Consider the following 15,372-nt stretch of genomic DNA (forward strand, 5'->3'; position numbering starts at 1 on the left):
GCCGCGGCCCAGGACGTCGATTGTTTGACGCCTTGCCACGCCGGGGACATGCCGAGCGTGGACTTCGCTTCGCCACCGCGCCGACAACTGATAGGGTTCACGGCATGCAAGTCGCCGTCTTCAGCACGCGGTCCTACGACCGCGACTTCCTCACGCGGGCAAATGCGGCCGGGCGGCACCGGCTGGTGTTCATCGACGCGCGGTTGGACGCCGCCACCGTGGCGGCGGCCGCGGGTTCCCGGGCCGTGTGCGTGTTCGTCAACGACCGGCTGGACGCGGCCGTCCTGCGCGAGCTGCACGCCCTCGGCGTGCGCCTGGTGGCGCTGCGCTGCGCCGGCTTCAACAACGTGGACCTGCGCTGCGCGGCCGAACTCGGCATGGCGGTGGGCCGGGTGCCCGAGTACTCGCCGCACGCCGTGGCCGAGCACACGGTGGCCCTGATCCTCACGCTCGATCGCAAGACCCACCGCGCCCACGCGCGGGTGCGCGAAGGCAACTTCGCGCTGGAAGGCCTGCTGGGTTTCGACCTGCAGGGCCGGACCGTGGGCGTGGTGGGCACGGGCCGGATCGGCCAGTGCTTCACTCGCATCATGGCCGGCTTCGGCTGCGAACTGCTGGCCTTCGACCCGCATCCGGACGAGGGCTGCCGCGCGGCGGGCGTGCGTTACGTGGAGCTGGACGAGCTGCTCGCGCGCAGCGACATCGTCAGCCTGCACTGCCCGCTCACGCCGCAGACCCGCCACCTCATCGATGCGCAGGCCCTGGCCCGCATGAAGCCGGGCGCGATGCTGGTCAACACGAGCCGCGGTGCGGTGATCGACACGCCGGCCGTGATCGATGCGCTGAAGTCGGGCCGGCTGGGCCACCTGGGGCTCGACGTCTACGAAGAGGAAGCCGACCTGTTCTTCCAGGACCTCTCGGGCGAGGTGCTGCGCGACGACGTTTTCGCGCGGCTGCTGACCTTCCCGAACGTGTTGATCACGGGGCACCAGGCCTTCTTCACCGAGGAGGCGATGGCCGCGATCGCGAACACCACGCTGGCCAACATCGACGCGTTCGAGCATGACGGACAGCCGGCGCATCCGGTGTCGATCGAGCGGCTGGCCTGAGGGATGGACGGCGTGCAGGCGGCGCTCGCCGCGTCGCCGATTGCGCTGGTCCTGCTGCTGATGGTGGTGGGGCGCTGGTCCGCGGCGCGAGCCGGAGCGGCCGGCCTGGCGGCCGCTGCCCTCCTGGCACCGACCCTGTTCGACCTGGGCGATGGGCTGCCGGGCGGGACCGTGGCAGGTTTCGCGGGCGTGCTGGCCGAGGGGCTGTTCACCTCGATGACCATCCTGTGGATCCTGTGGCCGGCGCTGGCCCTGTACGAGGTCCAGCGCGAATCCGGTGCGCTGGACACCATCCGCAACGGGCTGCGGGGCCTGAGCGAGCGCAGCGGCATCCAGGTGCTGCTGGTGGGCTGGTTCCTGAGCCTGTTCCTCGAAGGCGCCGCCGGCTTCGGCACGCCGGTGGCGCTGACCGCACCGCTGCTGGTGGGCCTGGGTGTCGCCCCGGTGCAGGCGGTGGTGCTGTCGCTGCTCGGGCACGCGGTGGGCGTGTCCTTCGGTGCCTTGGGCACGCCCGTGCTGGCGCAGGTCGCGCTCACCGGCCTGGACCCGATGGCGCTGGCCTGGCGCGCGGCGCTGCTGCACACGCTGCTGGGCGGGCTGATGATGTTCTTCTTCCATCGGGCACAGCCCGCCGGGGGCGAGCCTGCCTGGGCCGCGGTGGCGGCGGCCGCCTTCCTGCTGCCCAGCCTCGCCCTGGCCTGGCTGCTCGGACCCGAACTGCCCACGCTCGGATCGGCGCTGGTCGGAGGCGTGTTCTTCGCGCTGCTGGTGCGGCGGCAGGCGCCACCGCGAAACGCCGCGTCAGGCGCTCCCGCATTGCTGCGCGCACTCTGGCCCTACCTCCTGCTCGTGCTGCTGGTCATCGCCACCCGCGCGCTGCCCGGGGTGTCGTCGGCACTCGGCTCGATCGCGCTGGAGTGGCGGTGGCACGAACGTTTCTCGGGTCGCATGGCCTGGCTGGTGCATCCGGGCACGCTGCTCTTCATCGCGCTGGTGCTGGGGGCGCGGCTTCAGGGTGCCGGGCTGCGGGCGCTGCATGGTCCCCTGGGGCGGTCGGCCCGGCGGCTGGTGCCGGTCACGGCGGCCCTGGTGGCCATGTTGTGCCTGTCGCGCCTGATGGTGCACGCCGGAATGATCGACGCCATCCAGGCCGCCGCCGTGCGCGGTGTGGGCCACTGGTGGCCGCTGGTGGCACCGGCGGTGGGCGCACTGGGAAGCTTCGTCACGGGCTCGGCCACCGCATCGAACGTGCTGTTCACCAGCTTGCAGGCCCAGACGGCGCAGGCCCTGGGGCTGTCGACCGTGACCATCGTGGCGGCTCAGAACTTCGGCGCCGGCGTGGGCAATATCGTGTGCCCGCACAACATCGTCGCCGGCGCGGCCACGGTCGGCCTGGCCGGGCAGGAAGGCCAGGTGCTGCGTCGCACGCTGCTGCCCTGCCTGGCCTACCTGCTGCTTGGCGGCGCGCTGCTGATGGCGTGGACGGCAGGCGGCTGACCAAGGGCAGGCGCACGGTGTGGCTGGCGGCCCCCCTCGCCAAGGCCCGGCCGATCAGGAGGCTGGCGTCGCGCGGTCCGCGGGCGCGCCGCGATGGAGGAAAAAATCTTCCAGGGCCGACCGCACGGTCTTCCTGGCGGCCTCACCGGCGGGCCTTCGCTTGTTGACCGGCAAGGTCACCCCCGCGCCGCGCGTGGCGTCGTCACCGCGCAAGCGGAACTGCGCATGACTGCCGACGGTATTCGTGTGCACGAAGCCGGCCTGCACCAGCGCCTCGGCGAGATCGCCGGCCGTCTTCGCGTCATCGACCCGCACCAGCAGGGCGGCCTCCTCAGGGGCCAAGGCCCGCGCGCGCGTGTGCGCATCGGCGGTGGGCACCCGTCTCGGGCCGGCCGCCTCGCTGGTCCTGGTGAGCCGGCTCAGCTCACGCAGTTCGCGCAGCGCCGACCTCACGGCTTCCGATTGCACGTGCCGCTGCCACCTCGCCTCCCTTTCGCTTTCGGACTCACGTTCGGGCAAGGCAGGCGCATACGCGGCGGACGCGGCGCTGGCGCGTGTTCCGCCCCCTCCGTGGGCGAACCCTCCGTGCGCTGGCACGGGGTGGGTCGGCCGCCTTGCAGATCGGTCGCGGGCGGTGTCCGCAGACCGCGTGGCCCAGGACTTCTCCGCCAGCAGGTCCTGCATCCGATCCCGCGCGTTCGTCAGTTCGCGGGTCTCGTGCCTGGCGACCAGGGTATAGCCGACCATCCCCCTGAAGTGATCGGCCAACCAGTAGCCGGTGGTGACGTTCAAGCCCGAGACGGCCTTCTCGTAACTCTTCCAGGACATCCGGCCGTCCAGCAGCTGCTCGTGGATCTGGTCGAAGGCCTGCAGCCGCAGGTCCTGCAGGTGAGCGATGCGGGGAAGCAAGCTGCCAAAGTCGAGGTGTGAGCGCATCTCCTCGAAGCGCTGGCCGGCCTCGAGGGCCAGCGCCGGCCGGCCGGCGACCACGCTGTAGAGATAGAGCTGGTGCGCGACAGCCAGGCCCGCGTGCAGCGCCAGATGCACGAAGGCTGCGGTCACCGACGGTTGGATCAGGTTCGTGACAGCCCCTGCAAGCAGCGAGGCGCCTCCGATCGCGAGACTGTGCCCGCGCACCTCGCGCATCACGGCCGCGTCCTGCTTGCTCCAATCCGCGGCCGACGTGATGGCCGCATGAGCGACGAAGTAGAGGAACAGGTATTTCAGCCGCAGGGTCGACATGCGTTGCACCAGCGGCAGGCACTCCAGGTCCACCCCGTGGGATTGGTCGAAGTACGGCAGCTCCTGCAGAAGCCGCTCGACGACCGCCGCTTTCGCACGGAACGGCCCGCAACGACTGCCCTGCGCTCGATCCTTCTCGCGGCTCAACTCTTCCACCAGCCGCTCGCATCGATCGAACGCGGCCTGCTCGTCACCACGGAGCCGGGCCCGTGGCGCACAGACATTCCGATTCGGTATCGTGGCCGCGCGGGGCAGCTCGATCCGGGCCGCCGAGTCCCTGGCAGCGAGAAAGAGATGGGTCAGGATCAAGCTGCTGGCAAGCAACCCGCCCGCCGTCCAGAGCGGATCGCCCCGGCTCGCCCCGATGGCCATGGAGGTGATGCCCAGGCCGAGTGCGCTCGCCAGCAACAGGCTGCTCGAGCTCCGGTCGCATGCGGCAGTCGCGCGCCCGGGTGCCGGGCCGGCATCGGCCGGCTCGAGCGTCGGAGCCGCCGACGCGCGCGCGGGCTGCAGCAAGGGATCGCGACCCGTGGCCGCCCGGTGCGAGAGGCCGCCGATCATGAGGACCTCGTCGCAAGTCCCGGCTCCGCGTCGCGACGCAGTAAATGGGTCTGCAAGGCCAGGCGCACGGTCCTCTTCACGGCATTGCCGATCGGCGCCCGTTCGCCGGCCGGCAGGGTCACGCCCGAACCGTGCGCCCGGAATTGCGCGTGACTGCCGACGGTGTTGGTGTGTTTGAAGCCGGCCTGAACCAGCAGGTCGGCCAGGTCGCTGGCATTCTTCGCGTCGTCGACCCGGGCGACGAGAGCCGCCGCTGCCGGGCTGAGGCCTTGAGCCCGCAGAGGAGCAGCAGCCCCGGCCAGCGACACCGTGCCGCCCGCTGCGGGACGCGGCGCGATCCGACAAGAGTCTCGCAACTCGAGCAACGCCGCCCGAACTTGTTCGGACGCCAGGTGGCGTTGCCATCTCGCCTCCTTCTCGCTTTCTGGTTCAGGACGCGACAACGCAGCGGACCCTTTCAGGTCGGAGGGTGCAGCGGCGCGGAATCCCCCTCCTCCATGGGCAAGGCTCGTGGCAGAGGCCGAGGCGACACGAGCTGGTCTTGCCGAATGAACGCGCGGCGCCGGCTCCGAATTCCAGGATTCTTCCGCCAACAGACTTTGGACCCGGTCCAGTGATTGCTTCGCCGCGGACTTCACGGCACCCACGTCGATCATCAGGCCGTGTTTGAGCCGCAACCGGTCCACTCCCGCAAACCCCGTCGAGACATTCAGCTCGTCGACCGCCCTTCGATAGCTGACCCACGACTCCTTGCCATCCATGAGCCTGCCGCACAACTGGTCCAGGGCGATTCGCCTCAGATCGTCGATCCGGCGGTTGCGTGGCTCGAAGAATCTGAGGTCGCGGGTTGCAGGCAACTCTTCGAAGCGAAAGCCGGCCTGGATGCCTTGCGCGACGACGTCGCGGACTTCTCCAAGGATCAACGCCTCGTGTTGACGAGCCATTAGCACGTGCCCCAAGGCGAACACGCCAATGGTGGCGGCTGTTGGTTCAATGATTCCGAGGACGGTCCCCATCATCAATGACGCCATCCCGATGGCCAGGCTTTCCCGGATCATCTCCGCGCGCATGCGCCTCCAGTCTGCCGTCCATTGCGCGCCCGACTGGGTGGCACCAGCGAAATAGCCATAGAAAGTCAGATACCGCAGTCTCAGAGTCGCCATGCGCTGTACCAACGGCAGCGACTCCACGTCAAAGGGATGTGATTGATCGAAGTACGGGAGCTGCCGGAGGAGTTTCTCGGCCCGGCTGGCGTCTCGTTCCAATTCGGACCAACTTTTCGGCAGCTTCTTGGCTCGCGAATACTCCAGCAATGAGTCGACCCGCTGTTGGCATTCGTCGAACAGTCGCTGCTCCTCGCGGGTTAGTCGCGGGCGCGGCGCGCAGACATTGTTGCCAGGGATCCCCGCGGCGCGGGGAAGTTGAACCTTCGCTCCCGAATGGCGCGCCTGGAGATAGGCCCCCGCAAGGAACAAGGTGGCTCCGAGCCACCCAGCCTCTGGGAGCAACGACTTTTCCTGGAATACACCGATGGCGGAAGCCGACACGGTGAGAACCAGTAAAGGGGCAAGTAGCGAGCACTGCTGCCCTATCCTGTGCCCCTCTATCTCCAGCTGACTGGAAGGACTCGGTAGCGTTCGGTCGGGTACTCGAGGGGACGAGGTATGAGGTACCTGGGGCAGGGACCCCGCAGCCAGGGAGGGGCGGCGAAGGGCAGCAGCAATCATCGCTATCACGCCTATGCAAGTCTAAAGTGGGAAGTTTGACAACACTTGATCACTCTCCACTTACATCGCACTTTCCGGGCCAAAAAAAAACCAGCCCGAAGGCTGGTTTGCTGATTCTTGGCGGAGTGGACGGGGCTCGAACCCGCGACCCCCGGCGTGACAGGCCGGTATTCTGACCAACTGAACTACCACTCCGTGTGGTGACGATGGCGACCCTACGGGGATTCGAACCCCGGTACTCACCGTGAAAGGGTGATGTCCTAGGCCTCTAGACGATAGGGTCTGGAAAGCTGATTGCTCTTCTATTCTTCGCGTGATCGCTGCAATGCCGAAAGCAATTCAATCAAAAGAAAACCAGCCGGAAGGCTGGTTTTTATTTGCATCTCTTGGCGGAGTGGACGGGACTCGAACCCGCGACCCCCGGCGTGACAGGCCGGTATTCTAACCAACTGAACTACCACTCCACGTGGAGGTTGCGTTCAACTCCAATGGAGTTCAAGTGCAACCAAACTTGGCGACCCTACGGGGATTCGAACCCCGGTACTCACCGTGAAAGGGTGATGTCCTAGGCCTCTAGACGATAGGGTCATAACCTTGGGACTTTTCAGTTCCGACTCGACGTTTGATGGTGGAGGTAAGCGGGATCGAACCGCTGACCTCTTGCATGCCATGCAAGCGCTCTCCCAGCTGAGCTATACCCCCGTCTGGCGTCGAGACCGAAATTCTACAACGGGTTTTGGCCCTTCAGCAGCCGAGCCACCACTTCTTTTTTGTCATTGAGCGCGAGCACGGCATCGAGCGATGGCGTCTGCGCGGTGCCCAGGACCAGTACGCGCACGGGCATGGCCAACTGCGGCATCTTCAGGCCCGTGGCGCGCAGCGTTTCCTTGATGGCCTCGTTGATGGCCGGCTGCGTCCACTCACAGGCTTCGAGCATGCGCGCCAGGATGCCGATGGCGGGTCGTACCGCGTCGGTGACATGTCGCGCCAGTTCCTCCGCCGAGGCTTCGATGGGGCGGTAGAACTTCTGCGCCCAGTCGGCCAGCACCACCGTGCTGTCGCAGCGGTCCTTGAAGAGGCCGCAGATCGGCGCGAGCCGCGCATCGGGCTCGATGCCGCGCTGGCGCAGGCGCTCGGCGACGAGTTCGGCCAGGCGTTCGTCACCGGCCAGCTTCATGTGCTGCGCATTGACCCAGCGCAGCTTGGCCTCGTCGAACTGCGCCGCGCTGCGGCCCAGGTGGTCGAGATCAAACCATTGCAGGAACTGCTCGCGCGTGAAGATCTCGTCGTCGCCGTGCGACCAGCCCAGGCGAGCGAGATAGTTGACCACTGCCTCGGCCAGGAAACCTTCGTCGCGGAACTGCGTGACCGCCTTGGCGCCATTGCGCTTGCTCATCTTCTCGCCGCGCTCGTTCAGCACCGTGGGCAGGTGCGCGTAGACCGGCGGCTCCTGCCCCAGCGCGCGGAAGATGTTGATCTGGCGCGGCGTGTTGTTCACGTGGTCATCACCGCGGATCACGTGCGTGATGCGCATGTCGATGTCGTCGACCACCACGCAGAAGTTATAGGTGGGCGTACCGTCCGGCCGCGCGATCACGAGGTCGTCGAGTTCATCGTTGCTGATCTCGATGCGGCCCTTCACCTTGTCGTCCCAGGCCACCAGGCCGCCCTGCGGGTTGCGAAAGCGCAGCACCGGCTGCACGCCCGCGGGGAGGGGAGGCAACTGCTTGCCGGGCTCGGGCCTCCAGGTGCCGTCATAGCGCGGCTTCTCCTTGTTGGCCATCTGCCGCTCGCGCAGCGCGTCGAGTTCGGCCACGCTCATGTAGCAGGGATACACCAGGCCCTCGTCCTTCATGCGCGCCAGCACCTCGCGGTAGCGGTCCATGCGCTGCATCTGGTAGTAGGGCCCCTCGTCATGGTCGAGGCCGAGCCAGGACATGCCCTGCAGGATGACATCCACGGCCTCCTGGCTGGAGCGCTCCTGGTCGGTGTCCTCGATGCGAAGGATGAAGGCGCCGCCCTGCGAGCGCGCGAAGGCCCAGGGATACAGGGCCGAGCGGATGTTGCCCAGGTGGATGAAGCCCGTGGGCGACGGTGCGAATCGGGTGCGAACGGTCACGGTGTGATCAAACCAGGTCGAGGCCGCGCGAGAGGTCGGCCTTGATGTCGTCGAGATGTTCCAGGCCGACGGCGACCCGGATCAGGTTCTGGCGGATGCCGGCGGCCAGGCGTTGCTGCTCGGTCAGGCGTCCGTGCGAGGTGCTGGCCGGCTGGGTGATGATGGTCTTGACGTCGCCCAGGTTGGCGGTGATGGACATCAGTTGCGTGGCGTCGATCACGCGGAAGGCATTGCTTCGCGCGCTGTCCGGCTCGGCACCTTTCACGTCGAAGGACACCACGGCCCCACCCCGACCCGATTGCTGCGCCATGGCCAGTTCGTGTTGCGGATGGCTGGGCAGGCCCGGGTAGTACACGCGCTCGACGGCGGGATGCGATTCGAGCCAGCGCGCCAGCTCCAGCGCCCGCAGCGATTGCGCTTCCATGCGGATACCCAGCGTCTCGAGCCCCTTGAGCACCACCCACGCGTTGAAGGGCGACAAGGTGATGCCGGCGCTGCGCATCACGGGCACCAGCTTGTCGCGGATCAGAGCGTTGCTGGCGCAGACCGCGCCGGCGATGACCCTGCCCTGCCCGTCGAGGTACTTGGTGCCCGAGTGAACCACCACGTCTGCTCCGAGGCTGGCGGGCTTTTGCAGGGCCGGGGTGCAGAAGCAGTTGTCGACCGCCAGCAGGGCGCCCGCTTCGTGGGCGAGGTCGGCCAATGCGCGGATGTCGCAAACCTCGGTGAGCGGGTTGGTGGGCGTCTCGGCGAACAGCAACTTCGTGTGGGGCCGGATGGCGGCCTTCCACTCGGCCAGGTCGGTTTGCGAGACGAAGCTGCTCTCGACGCCGAACTTGCCGAATTCGCCGGCGATGAGCTTGATGGTCGAGCCGAACACCGAGCGCGAGCACACCACGTGGTCGCCGGCCTTGAGCAGGCCCATGCAAAGCAGCAGGATCGCGCCCATGCCGCTGGCGGCGGCGATGGCCGCCTCGGTGCCTTCCATCGCCGCCAGCCGCATCTCCATGCTGGCCACGGTGGGGTTGGTGAAGCGCGAGTAGATGTAGCCGTCTTCTTCCCCGGCGAAGCGACGCGCGGCGGTCTCGCAATCAGGCTGGGTGAAGCTGGAGGTGAGGTACAAGGCCTCGGAGTTCTCGCCCCACTGGCTCTTGTCCACGGCGGCGCGAACGGCCAGGGTGTCCAGGTGCAGGCCTTCGGGCAGCGGTTTTGCATTCATATCAGTTCTCCACGGATGCCGGGCATCGCCCGCCCGGCACGACAGAAGTGGCCGAACGCCCGGGCCGGCTTTGCCGGCCCGCTGGTGGCGCCCCCCCGGGGGGAGCGCCGCAGGCGCTTCGGGGGGGGCATCACGACTCCTGTGCGTTCGGCAGGGCCAGCCGCGAGGTGGTCTCGTCCAGCGGATCTTCCTGGCCCACGCGCGCCTCGTTGATGCGGGCGATGTCCGTGGGGTCGATGTCGCCGGTGACGTAGACGCCATCGAAGCACGAGGCGTCGAAGCCGTTCAGCGCCGGATTGAGCGAGCCGATCGCGCGCTTCATGCCATCGACGTCCTGGTAGATCAGCGCGTCGCAGCCGATCAGGGCGCGGACTTCATCGACGCTGCGGCCATGTGCCACCAGTTCCTCGCGCGTGGGCATGTCGATGCCGTAGACGTTGGGGAAGCGCACGGGCGGTGCGGCGCTGGCCAGGTACACCTTGCGGGCTCCGGCGTCGCGGGCCATCTGCACGATCTCGCGGCTGGTGGTGCCGCGCACGATGGAGTCGTCCACCAGCAGCACGTTGCGGCCCTTGAACTCGCTGCTGATCACATTGAGCTTCTGGCGAACCGACTTCTTGCGCACGCCCTGCCCCGGCATGATGAAGGTGCGGCCGACATAGCGGTTCTTGACGAAACCTTCGCGGTACGGAATGCCCAGCAGCTGCGCCAATTGCATCGCACTGGGGCGGCTCGACTCCGGAATCGGGATGACGACGTCGATCTCGTTGGGTGGCACGGTGGAGATCACGCGCTTGGCCAATGCCTCGCCGAGGTTCAGTCGCGCCTGGTAGACCGAGATGCCGTCCATGACCGAATCGGGCCGCGCCAGGTAGACGTACTCGAAGACACAGGGATAAAGCCGCGGATGTTCGGCGCATTGCTGCGCGTGCACCTGGCCGGCGGTGTCGATGAACACGGCCTCGCCGGGTGCCACATGGCGCTCGAACGCATGGCCGGTGCCCTCGAGCGCCACCGACTCACTGGCCAGCATCACGGTGCCTTCGGCGCTGCGCCCCATCGACAGCGGACGGATGCCATAGGGGTCGCGGAAGGCCACCACGCCGTGGCCGGCGATCAGCGCGATCACCGCGTACGAGCCGCGCACCCGCCGATGCACCGCCGCGACCGCGGCGAACACGTCACTGGGCTGCAGTGCCAGGCCGCGGCTGGCGCGATCGAGTTCGTGCGCGAAGACGTTGAGCAGCACCTCCGAATCGCTCTCGGTGTTGATGTGCCGGTGATCGGTGGAGAACAGCTCGGCCTTCAGCGCCTGCGCGTTGGTGAGGTTGCCGTTGTGGACCAGCACGATGCCGAAGGGCGCGTTGACGTAGAAGGGCTGGGCCTCCTCCTCGTTGTACGCATTGCCCGCCGTCGGGTAGCGCACCTGGCCCAGGCCCACGTTGCCCGGCAGGGCCCGCATGTTGCGGGTGCGGAACACGTCGCGCACCATGCCCTTGGCCTTGTGCATGAAGAACTTGCGACTTTGCTGGGTCACGATGCCCGCCGCATCCTGGCCGCGGTGCTGCAGCAGCAGCAAGGCGTCGTAGATCAGCTGGTTGACTGGCGCGTTGCTCACAACGCCGACGATTCCGCACATTGCGTTTACCCCGGTAGATACCGCCCGAACCGCTCGGGCAACATCGGTTTCAATCCTCTGATGGCGGACACCGCCATCGGTGCGCCGCTCGATTCGCGCCAGGTGCTGGTGTGGGTCAGTGGCACCAGCAGGAACACCACCGTGATGGCCAGCACGATGACCACCCCGCGCATCACGCCGAAGGCGGTGCCCAGCACCCGGTCGGCGGGCCGCAGGCCCACCGCGGCGATCAGCTTGCGCGCCACCGCCGCCAGCAGGCCGGCGACGAACACCGCCACCACGAACAACACCGCGAACGCCACCGCGTAGCGCAGCGGCTGGCTCGCCTGCCCCATGGGCAGCCAGGCTGCCACCTCGGGCGCCAGCCACTGGGCGGCGATGAAGGCCGCGATCCAGCCCAGCAGCGACATCAACTCGTACACGAACCCGCGCCAGGCGCCGATCAACACCGACAAACCCAGCGCGGCAACGAACACCCAGTCGAGCAGCGGCATGCGGCCCGCCCGCTACAAGGTGAGGATCGCCGCCGGCAAATCCAGGCCCTTGATCTTCTGCGCGGCGCGATCGGCCTCGGTCCGGCTGGTGAAGGGGCCGACCCGCACGCGGATGCGGGGACCGTCCTTGGTCTCGGCCACATGCACGTAGGTTTTCACCCCCGCCCGCTCGAGTCGCTGGCGCACCTCGCGCGCCTTGCCGGCCTCGGCGAATGCGCCGACCTGGACCACGTAACGACCATCTGCCGCCGCGGCGGTGACCGCCGGCTCACGGCCTTCGAGCAGGGCCTTGGCTCGAGCGGCCTCATCGGGCGCCTGGCGCTGCGGCTCGGCGCGGGCCTCGCTGCGCGCAGGCGATGGCGGGGCAGCCAGGGCGGCAGGCGCCGGTGGCGCGGCAGGGGCGACCGCGGACGCGGCCGGTGCCGGCGCGACCGCTGCGGGAGCAGCCGTCGTCGGGGCGGACGCAGGAGGTGCTGCCGCCGTGGCGGCGGCCGGAGGAACCGGAACGGTCGGCGGGGCCTGGCTCACCGGTGCGCTCTTGTGGCGGTCCGGAATCTCGATGGGAATATCGACCGCCACCGGCCGGGGCTGGGTGTCGAACAGCAAGGGAAAGCCGATCACGCCGGCCAGTACCAGCACACCGGCGCCGATGAGCCTTTGGCGCGCCCGCTTGCGCATGGCTTCCACGCTCTCGGATGGGGCAGCCGGCCGGGCGACCGATTCGCGCTCGCCTTTGCGGAACTTGAAGAAAGCCATTGCCTCGCGTGGTGAGGATTAGGACCGCAGGTGCGGTGCCTGCAAGCGAGGCACGCCGCCTTCGAGGATGCCGCCTACGGTGTAGAACGACCCGAAGGCGACGATTCTATCAGCGGGGTCCGCCGCGGCCGCCGCGGCTGCGAGGGCCGCGCGGGGACTGGCGTGCTCACTCGCGGTCACGTCCGCTCGGGTGCGCAGGGCTTCCCACCGGGCCTTCAGGCCGACCGCCGACGCGGCACGCGCCGTGGGCAGGTCGCAGAAGTACCAGCGGTCGGCCAGCGGCTCCATCCGGCGCAACATGGTGTCCAGGTCCTTGTCGGCCATGGCGCCGCACACCACATGCGTGCAGGGATAGAAGCCCATCGCGTCGAGGTTGGCGACCAGGGCCGCCACCGAGTGCGGGTTGTGCGCCACGTCCAGCACCAGCGTGGGCTGGCCGGGCACGATCTGGAAGCGCCCGGGCAGTTCGACCAGCGCCAGGCCGGTACGCACCGCCTGGGCCGTCACCGGCACGCGCTCACGCAGGGCCGTCAGTGCCGCCAGCACGCCCGAGGCGTTGATCAACTGGTTGGCCCCACGCAGTGCTGGATACGCCAGGCCCGAATAGCGACGGCCGCGGCCGGCCCACGCCCACTGCTGCTTGTCGCCCGAGAAGTTGAAGTCGCGCCCCAGCAGCCACAGGTCGGTGCCGATCTCCTGCGCATGGTCGATCACGCTTTGCGGCGGCACCGGATCGCTCACCACGGCCGGTCGGCCGGGTCGCAGGATGCCCGCCTTTTCGCGGCCGATCTGCTCGCGGTCGTTCCCCAGGAACTCCTGGTGGTCCAGGTCGATGCTGGTGATGATGGCGCAGTCGCCGTCGATGACGTTCACCGCGTCGAGCCGCCCGCCCAGCCCTACCTCGAGGATGGCAAGGTCAAGGCCGGAGTCGGCCATCAGGCTCAGGATGGCCAGCGTGGTGAATTCGAAATAGGTCAGCTCCACGCCCTGGCGTGCGGCCTCGACGCGCTCGAAGTGCGGCACCAGCTGGTCGGCCGCCACGGCCTCGCCGCGGACGCGGCAACGCTCCTCGAAGTGCACCAGGTGCGGCGAGGTGTAGACACCGCAGCGCCAGCCCGCCTGGCCGGCGATGGCTTCGAGCATCGCGCAGGTGGAGCCCTTGCCATTGGTGCCGGCCACCGTGATCACCGGGCAGTCGAAGCGCAGGGCGAGCCGCTGCGCCACCTGTCGGACGCGCTCCAGGCCGAGCGCGATGGTCTTGGGGTGCAGGCGCTCGCAGTGCGCCAGCCAGTCTTGCAAGGTGTCCATGGGGCGGCGATTGTCCAGCTTTACGATTCGCGCCCATGATCGTCCTCTATGGCATCCCCAACTGCGACACGGTGAAGAAGGCTCGAGCCTGGCTCAGCGAGCACCACATCGAGCACCACTTCCACGACTTCAAGAAGGCCGGCGTGCCGGCCGATCGCCTCGATCGCTGGAGCGCGCAGCTCGGCTGGGAGACGCTGCTCAATCGGCGCGGCACCACCTGGCGCAAGCTCGACGCGACGACGCAGGCGCGGGTGGTCGACGCCGCGAGCGCCCGGTCCTTGATGCTGCAGGAGCCCAGCCTCATCAAGCGGCCGGTGGTCGAGTGGAGCGACGCCCGCACGACGGCGGGCTTCGATGCCCGGGCCTGGCAGCAACAGCTGGCCGGATGAGCCTGAGCCGGGGTACTTGACACCCGAGCACGCCGGCCTGGCGCTGCCTAGAATGAGTCTCTTTGCATCCGTGCCCGCGAGGTTCCCATGAAGAAGTCCCTGGCGTCGGGCGCTCTAGGCGCCCTCACCCTGGTCGCCCCAGCGATCCATGCGCAGGCCCAGCCCCAGGAGGTCGGCCGCGTCATCTCCAGCGTGCCCGTGATCCAGCAGGTCGCGGTGCCCCGCCAGATCTGCAATTCCCAACCCGTCGTGGTCCAGCAGCCCAGCTCAGGGGGCGGCGCCTTGCTGGGTGCCCTGGTGGGCGGCGCTGCCGGCCACGGCATCGGTGACGGCGGCGGGCGCGCCCTGGCCACGGTGATCGGCGCCGTGGGCGGGGCCATGGTGGGCGACCGGGTCGAGGGCCCGCGCAGCCAGCTGCAGCAGCAGACGCAGTGCACCACGCAGACCTTCTACGAAAACCGCACCGTCGCCTACGACGTCACCTACGAGTGGAGGGGCGGCCAGTACACCGTGCAGATGCCGCACGACCCAGGGCCCACCATCTCGCTGCAACTGGTGCCGACGGCGGCCGGAAACCTATCGCAGAGCGCCCCTGCCACGGCATCGGCCGCTTCGGCCGCGACACCGGTGCAACCTGCCCAATCCATCCGGCAGGCGCCGATCCCGGCAGGCACGGGCACGCCAGAGGCCACCATCCTGCGCGAATGGGTGGTCACGCCGCCAGTGACCTATGTCACGCCCCACCCGGTGTACCCGGCTCCCGTCTATGCGCCTTACGCACCCTATGCGCCGCTGTACGCGCCGTATTCCTACTACGCGCCGCCACGGGTCTCCCTGAGCCTGGGTTACATCCGTCATTCCGGACGGGGCCACCGCCACTGGCGGTGACCGCCGCGCGCGCAGGCCACCCCGTCGGGGCGCCTGCCGCCGCGCCCTAAAATGCCGGGTTTTCCAACGGCGAACCGGGCAGCCCATGACCACCGAACAGATCGACGGCGTCACCGTCACCACCCAGGCCAACGTCTACTTCGACGGCAAGTGCGTGAGCCATCGCATCACGCTGGCCGACGGCACGCGCAAGTCGGTGGGCGTGATCCTGCCCGCGCAACTCACCTTCGAAACCGCCGCGCCCGAAATCATGGAATGCGTCGCCGGCTCCTGCGAGTGGCGGCTGAAGGGCCAGGCGGCGTGGACCACCAGCCGCGCCGGCGACAAGTTCAGTGTGCCGGGCAGCTCCAGCTTCGAGATCCGCGTGACCGAGCCGTACCACTACATCTGCCACTTCGGCTGAAGCAGCCCGCCCCCGTCCCAG

Annotated in this window: 13 protein-coding genes and 5 tRNA genes; 5 read left to right on the plus strand and 13 right to left on the minus strand. The window is 68.4% G+C overall.

The annotated features are described in order from the left end of the window. The first annotated feature begins 104 nt into the window (after window positions 1-104). Entirely contained in the window at window positions 105-1,109 is a 1,005-nt protein-coding gene (locus tag JI739_RS07560) for a 2-hydroxyacid dehydrogenase (RefSeq protein WP_201683187.1), read from the plus strand. Window positions 1,110-1,112: 3 nt separating this feature from the next. Further along, window positions 1,113-2,606 (plus strand): L-lactate permease, encoded by a 1,494-nt coding sequence (locus JI739_RS07565; RefSeq protein ID WP_201683188.1) that lies wholly within the window; start codon window positions 1,113-1,115, stop codon window positions 2,604-2,606. 54 nt (window positions 2,607-2,660) lie between these two features. Here the strand turns inward: JI739_RS07565 and JI739_RS07570 are convergent, their stop codons facing one another. The 13 genes from JI739_RS07570 to folC all read right to left on the minus strand — a co-directional run bounded on the left by JI739_RS07570 (window position 2,661) and on the right by folC (window position 13,671). Beyond that, window positions 2,661-4,409: a type II toxin-antitoxin system HicA family toxin gene (locus JI739_RS07570; protein WP_201683189.1), complete on the minus strand. Its 1,749-nt coding sequence runs from the start codon at window positions 4,407-4,409 to the stop codon at window positions 2,661-2,663. Further along, complete coding sequence (locus JI739_RS07575) at window positions 4,406-5,956, minus strand: hypothetical protein (protein WP_201683190.1); 1,551 nt, start codon at window positions 5,954-5,956, stop codon at window positions 4,406-4,408. The genes JI739_RS07570 and JI739_RS07575 overlap by 4 nt, the downstream gene beginning before the upstream one ends. A gap of 298 nt (window positions 5,957-6,254) precedes the next feature. Further along, a tRNA-Asp gene (locus JI739_RS07580) sits at window positions 6,255-6,331 on the minus strand. A 12-nt stretch (window positions 6,332-6,343) separates the two neighbouring features. Beyond that, window positions 6,344-6,419 (minus strand) — tRNA-Glu (locus JI739_RS07585). Between the two features lie 104 nt (window positions 6,420-6,523). After that, window positions 6,524-6,600: transfer RNA gene (locus tag JI739_RS07590), tRNA-Asp, on the minus strand. A 48-nt stretch (window positions 6,601-6,648) separates the two neighbouring features. Next, window positions 6,649-6,724, minus strand: a tRNA-Glu gene (locus JI739_RS07595). 38 nt (window positions 6,725-6,762) lie between these two features. Further along, a tRNA-Ala gene (locus JI739_RS07600) sits at window positions 6,763-6,838 on the minus strand. 22 nt (window positions 6,839-6,860) lie between these two features. After that, complete coding sequence (gene gltX, locus JI739_RS07605) at window positions 6,861-8,255, minus strand: glutamate--tRNA ligase (protein ID WP_201683191.1); 1,395 nt, start codon at window positions 8,253-8,255, stop codon at window positions 6,861-6,863. 7 nt (window positions 8,256-8,262) lie between these two features. Further along, a complete protein-coding gene (locus JI739_RS07610; RefSeq protein ID WP_201683192.1) occupies window positions 8,263-9,474 on the minus strand; it encodes an O-succinylhomoserine sulfhydrylase in 1,212 nt (403 codons plus the stop codon). A gap of 130 nt (window positions 9,475-9,604) precedes the next feature. Continuing rightward, window positions 9,605-11,113: an amidophosphoribosyltransferase gene (gene purF / locus JI739_RS07615; protein WP_201683193.1), complete on the minus strand. Its 1,509-nt coding sequence runs from the start codon at window positions 11,111-11,113 to the stop codon at window positions 9,605-9,607. A gap of 5 nt (window positions 11,114-11,118) precedes the next feature. Continuing rightward, window positions 11,119-11,607 carry a CvpA family protein gene (locus JI739_RS07620; RefSeq protein ID WP_201683194.1) on the minus strand — a complete coding sequence of 163 codons (489 nt, stop codon included), beginning with the start codon at window positions 11,605-11,607 and terminating at the stop codon, window positions 11,119-11,121. A gap of 12 nt (window positions 11,608-11,619) precedes the next feature. Beyond that, a complete protein-coding gene (locus tag JI739_RS07625) occupies window positions 11,620-12,363 on the minus strand; it encodes an SPOR domain-containing protein (protein WP_201683195.1) in 744 nt (247 codons plus the stop codon). 18 nt (window positions 12,364-12,381) lie between these two features. After that, window positions 12,382-13,671 (minus strand): bifunctional tetrahydrofolate synthase/dihydrofolate synthase, encoded by a 1,290-nt coding sequence (gene folC, locus JI739_RS07630; RefSeq protein WP_201683196.1) that lies wholly within the window; start codon window positions 13,669-13,671, stop codon window positions 12,382-12,384. A 35-nt stretch (window positions 13,672-13,706) separates the two neighbouring features. On the opposite strand from folC, the gene JI739_RS07635 reads away from it, so the two are divergent. The 3 genes from JI739_RS07635 (at window position 13,707) to ppnP (ending at window position 15,351) form a co-directional block, all read left to right on the plus strand. Beyond that, a complete protein-coding gene (locus JI739_RS07635; protein ID WP_201683197.1) occupies window positions 13,707-14,060 on the plus strand; it encodes an ArsC family reductase in 354 nt (117 codons plus the stop codon). An 87-nt stretch (window positions 14,061-14,147) separates the two neighbouring features. Beyond that, window positions 14,148-14,948 carry a glycine zipper 2TM domain-containing protein gene (locus JI739_RS07640; RefSeq protein ID WP_201683198.1) on the plus strand — a complete coding sequence of 267 codons (801 nt, stop codon included), beginning with the start codon at window positions 14,148-14,150 and terminating at the stop codon, window positions 14,946-14,948. 85 nt (window positions 14,949-15,033) lie between these two features. Further along, entirely contained in the window at window positions 15,034-15,351 is a 318-nt protein-coding gene (gene ppnP, locus JI739_RS07645; RefSeq protein ID WP_201683199.1) for a pyrimidine/purine nucleoside phosphorylase, read from the plus strand. The last annotated feature ends 21 nt before the right edge of the window (window positions 15,352-15,372 follow it).

This window comes from Ramlibacter aurantiacus, from assembly GCF_016722895.1.
Lineage (GTDB): Bacteria > Pseudomonadota > Gammaproteobacteria > Burkholderiales > Burkholderiaceae_C > Ramlibacter > Ramlibacter aurantiacus.

What these genes read in the sequence shown, in the direction of transcription:
- JI739_RS07560 (WP_201683187.1), top strand. Translation starts at nt 105, where the DNA reads ATGCAAGTCGCCGTCTTCAGCACGCGGTCCTACGACCGCGACTTCCTC.
- JI739_RS07565 (WP_201683188.1), top strand. Translation starts at nt 1,113, where the DNA reads ATGGACGGCGTGCAGGCGGCGCTCGCCGCGTCGCCGATTGCGCTGGTC.
- JI739_RS07570 (WP_201683189.1), bottom strand. Translation starts at nt 4,409, where the DNA reads ATGATCGGCGGCCTCTCGCACCGGGCGGCCACGGGTCGCGATCCCTTG.
- JI739_RS07610 (WP_201683192.1), bottom strand. Translation starts at nt 9,474, where the DNA reads ATGAATGCAAAACCGCTGCCCGAAGGCCTGCACCTGGACACCCTGGCC.
- purF (WP_201683193.1), bottom strand. Translation starts at nt 11,113, where the DNA reads ATGTGCGGAATCGTCGGCGTTGTGAGCAACGCGCCAGTCAACCAGCTG.
- JI739_RS07620 (WP_201683194.1), bottom strand. Translation starts at nt 11,607, where the DNA reads ATGCCGCTGCTCGACTGGGTGTTCGTTGCCGCGCTGGGTTTGTCGGTG.
- JI739_RS07625 (WP_201683195.1), bottom strand. Translation starts at nt 12,363, where the DNA reads ATGGCTTTCTTCAAGTTCCGCAAAGGCGAGCGCGAATCGGTCGCCCGG.
- folC (WP_201683196.1), bottom strand. Translation starts at nt 13,671, where the DNA reads ATGGACACCTTGCAAGACTGGCTGGCGCACTGCGAGCGCCTGCACCCC.
- JI739_RS07635 (WP_201683197.1), top strand. Translation starts at nt 13,707, where the DNA reads ATGATCGTCCTCTATGGCATCCCCAACTGCGACACGGTGAAGAAGGCT.
- JI739_RS07640 (WP_201683198.1), top strand. Translation starts at nt 14,148, where the DNA reads ATGAAGAAGTCCCTGGCGTCGGGCGCTCTAGGCGCCCTCACCCTGGTC.
- ppnP (WP_201683199.1), top strand. Translation starts at nt 15,034, where the DNA reads ATGACCACCGAACAGATCGACGGCGTCACCGTCACCACCCAGGCCAAC.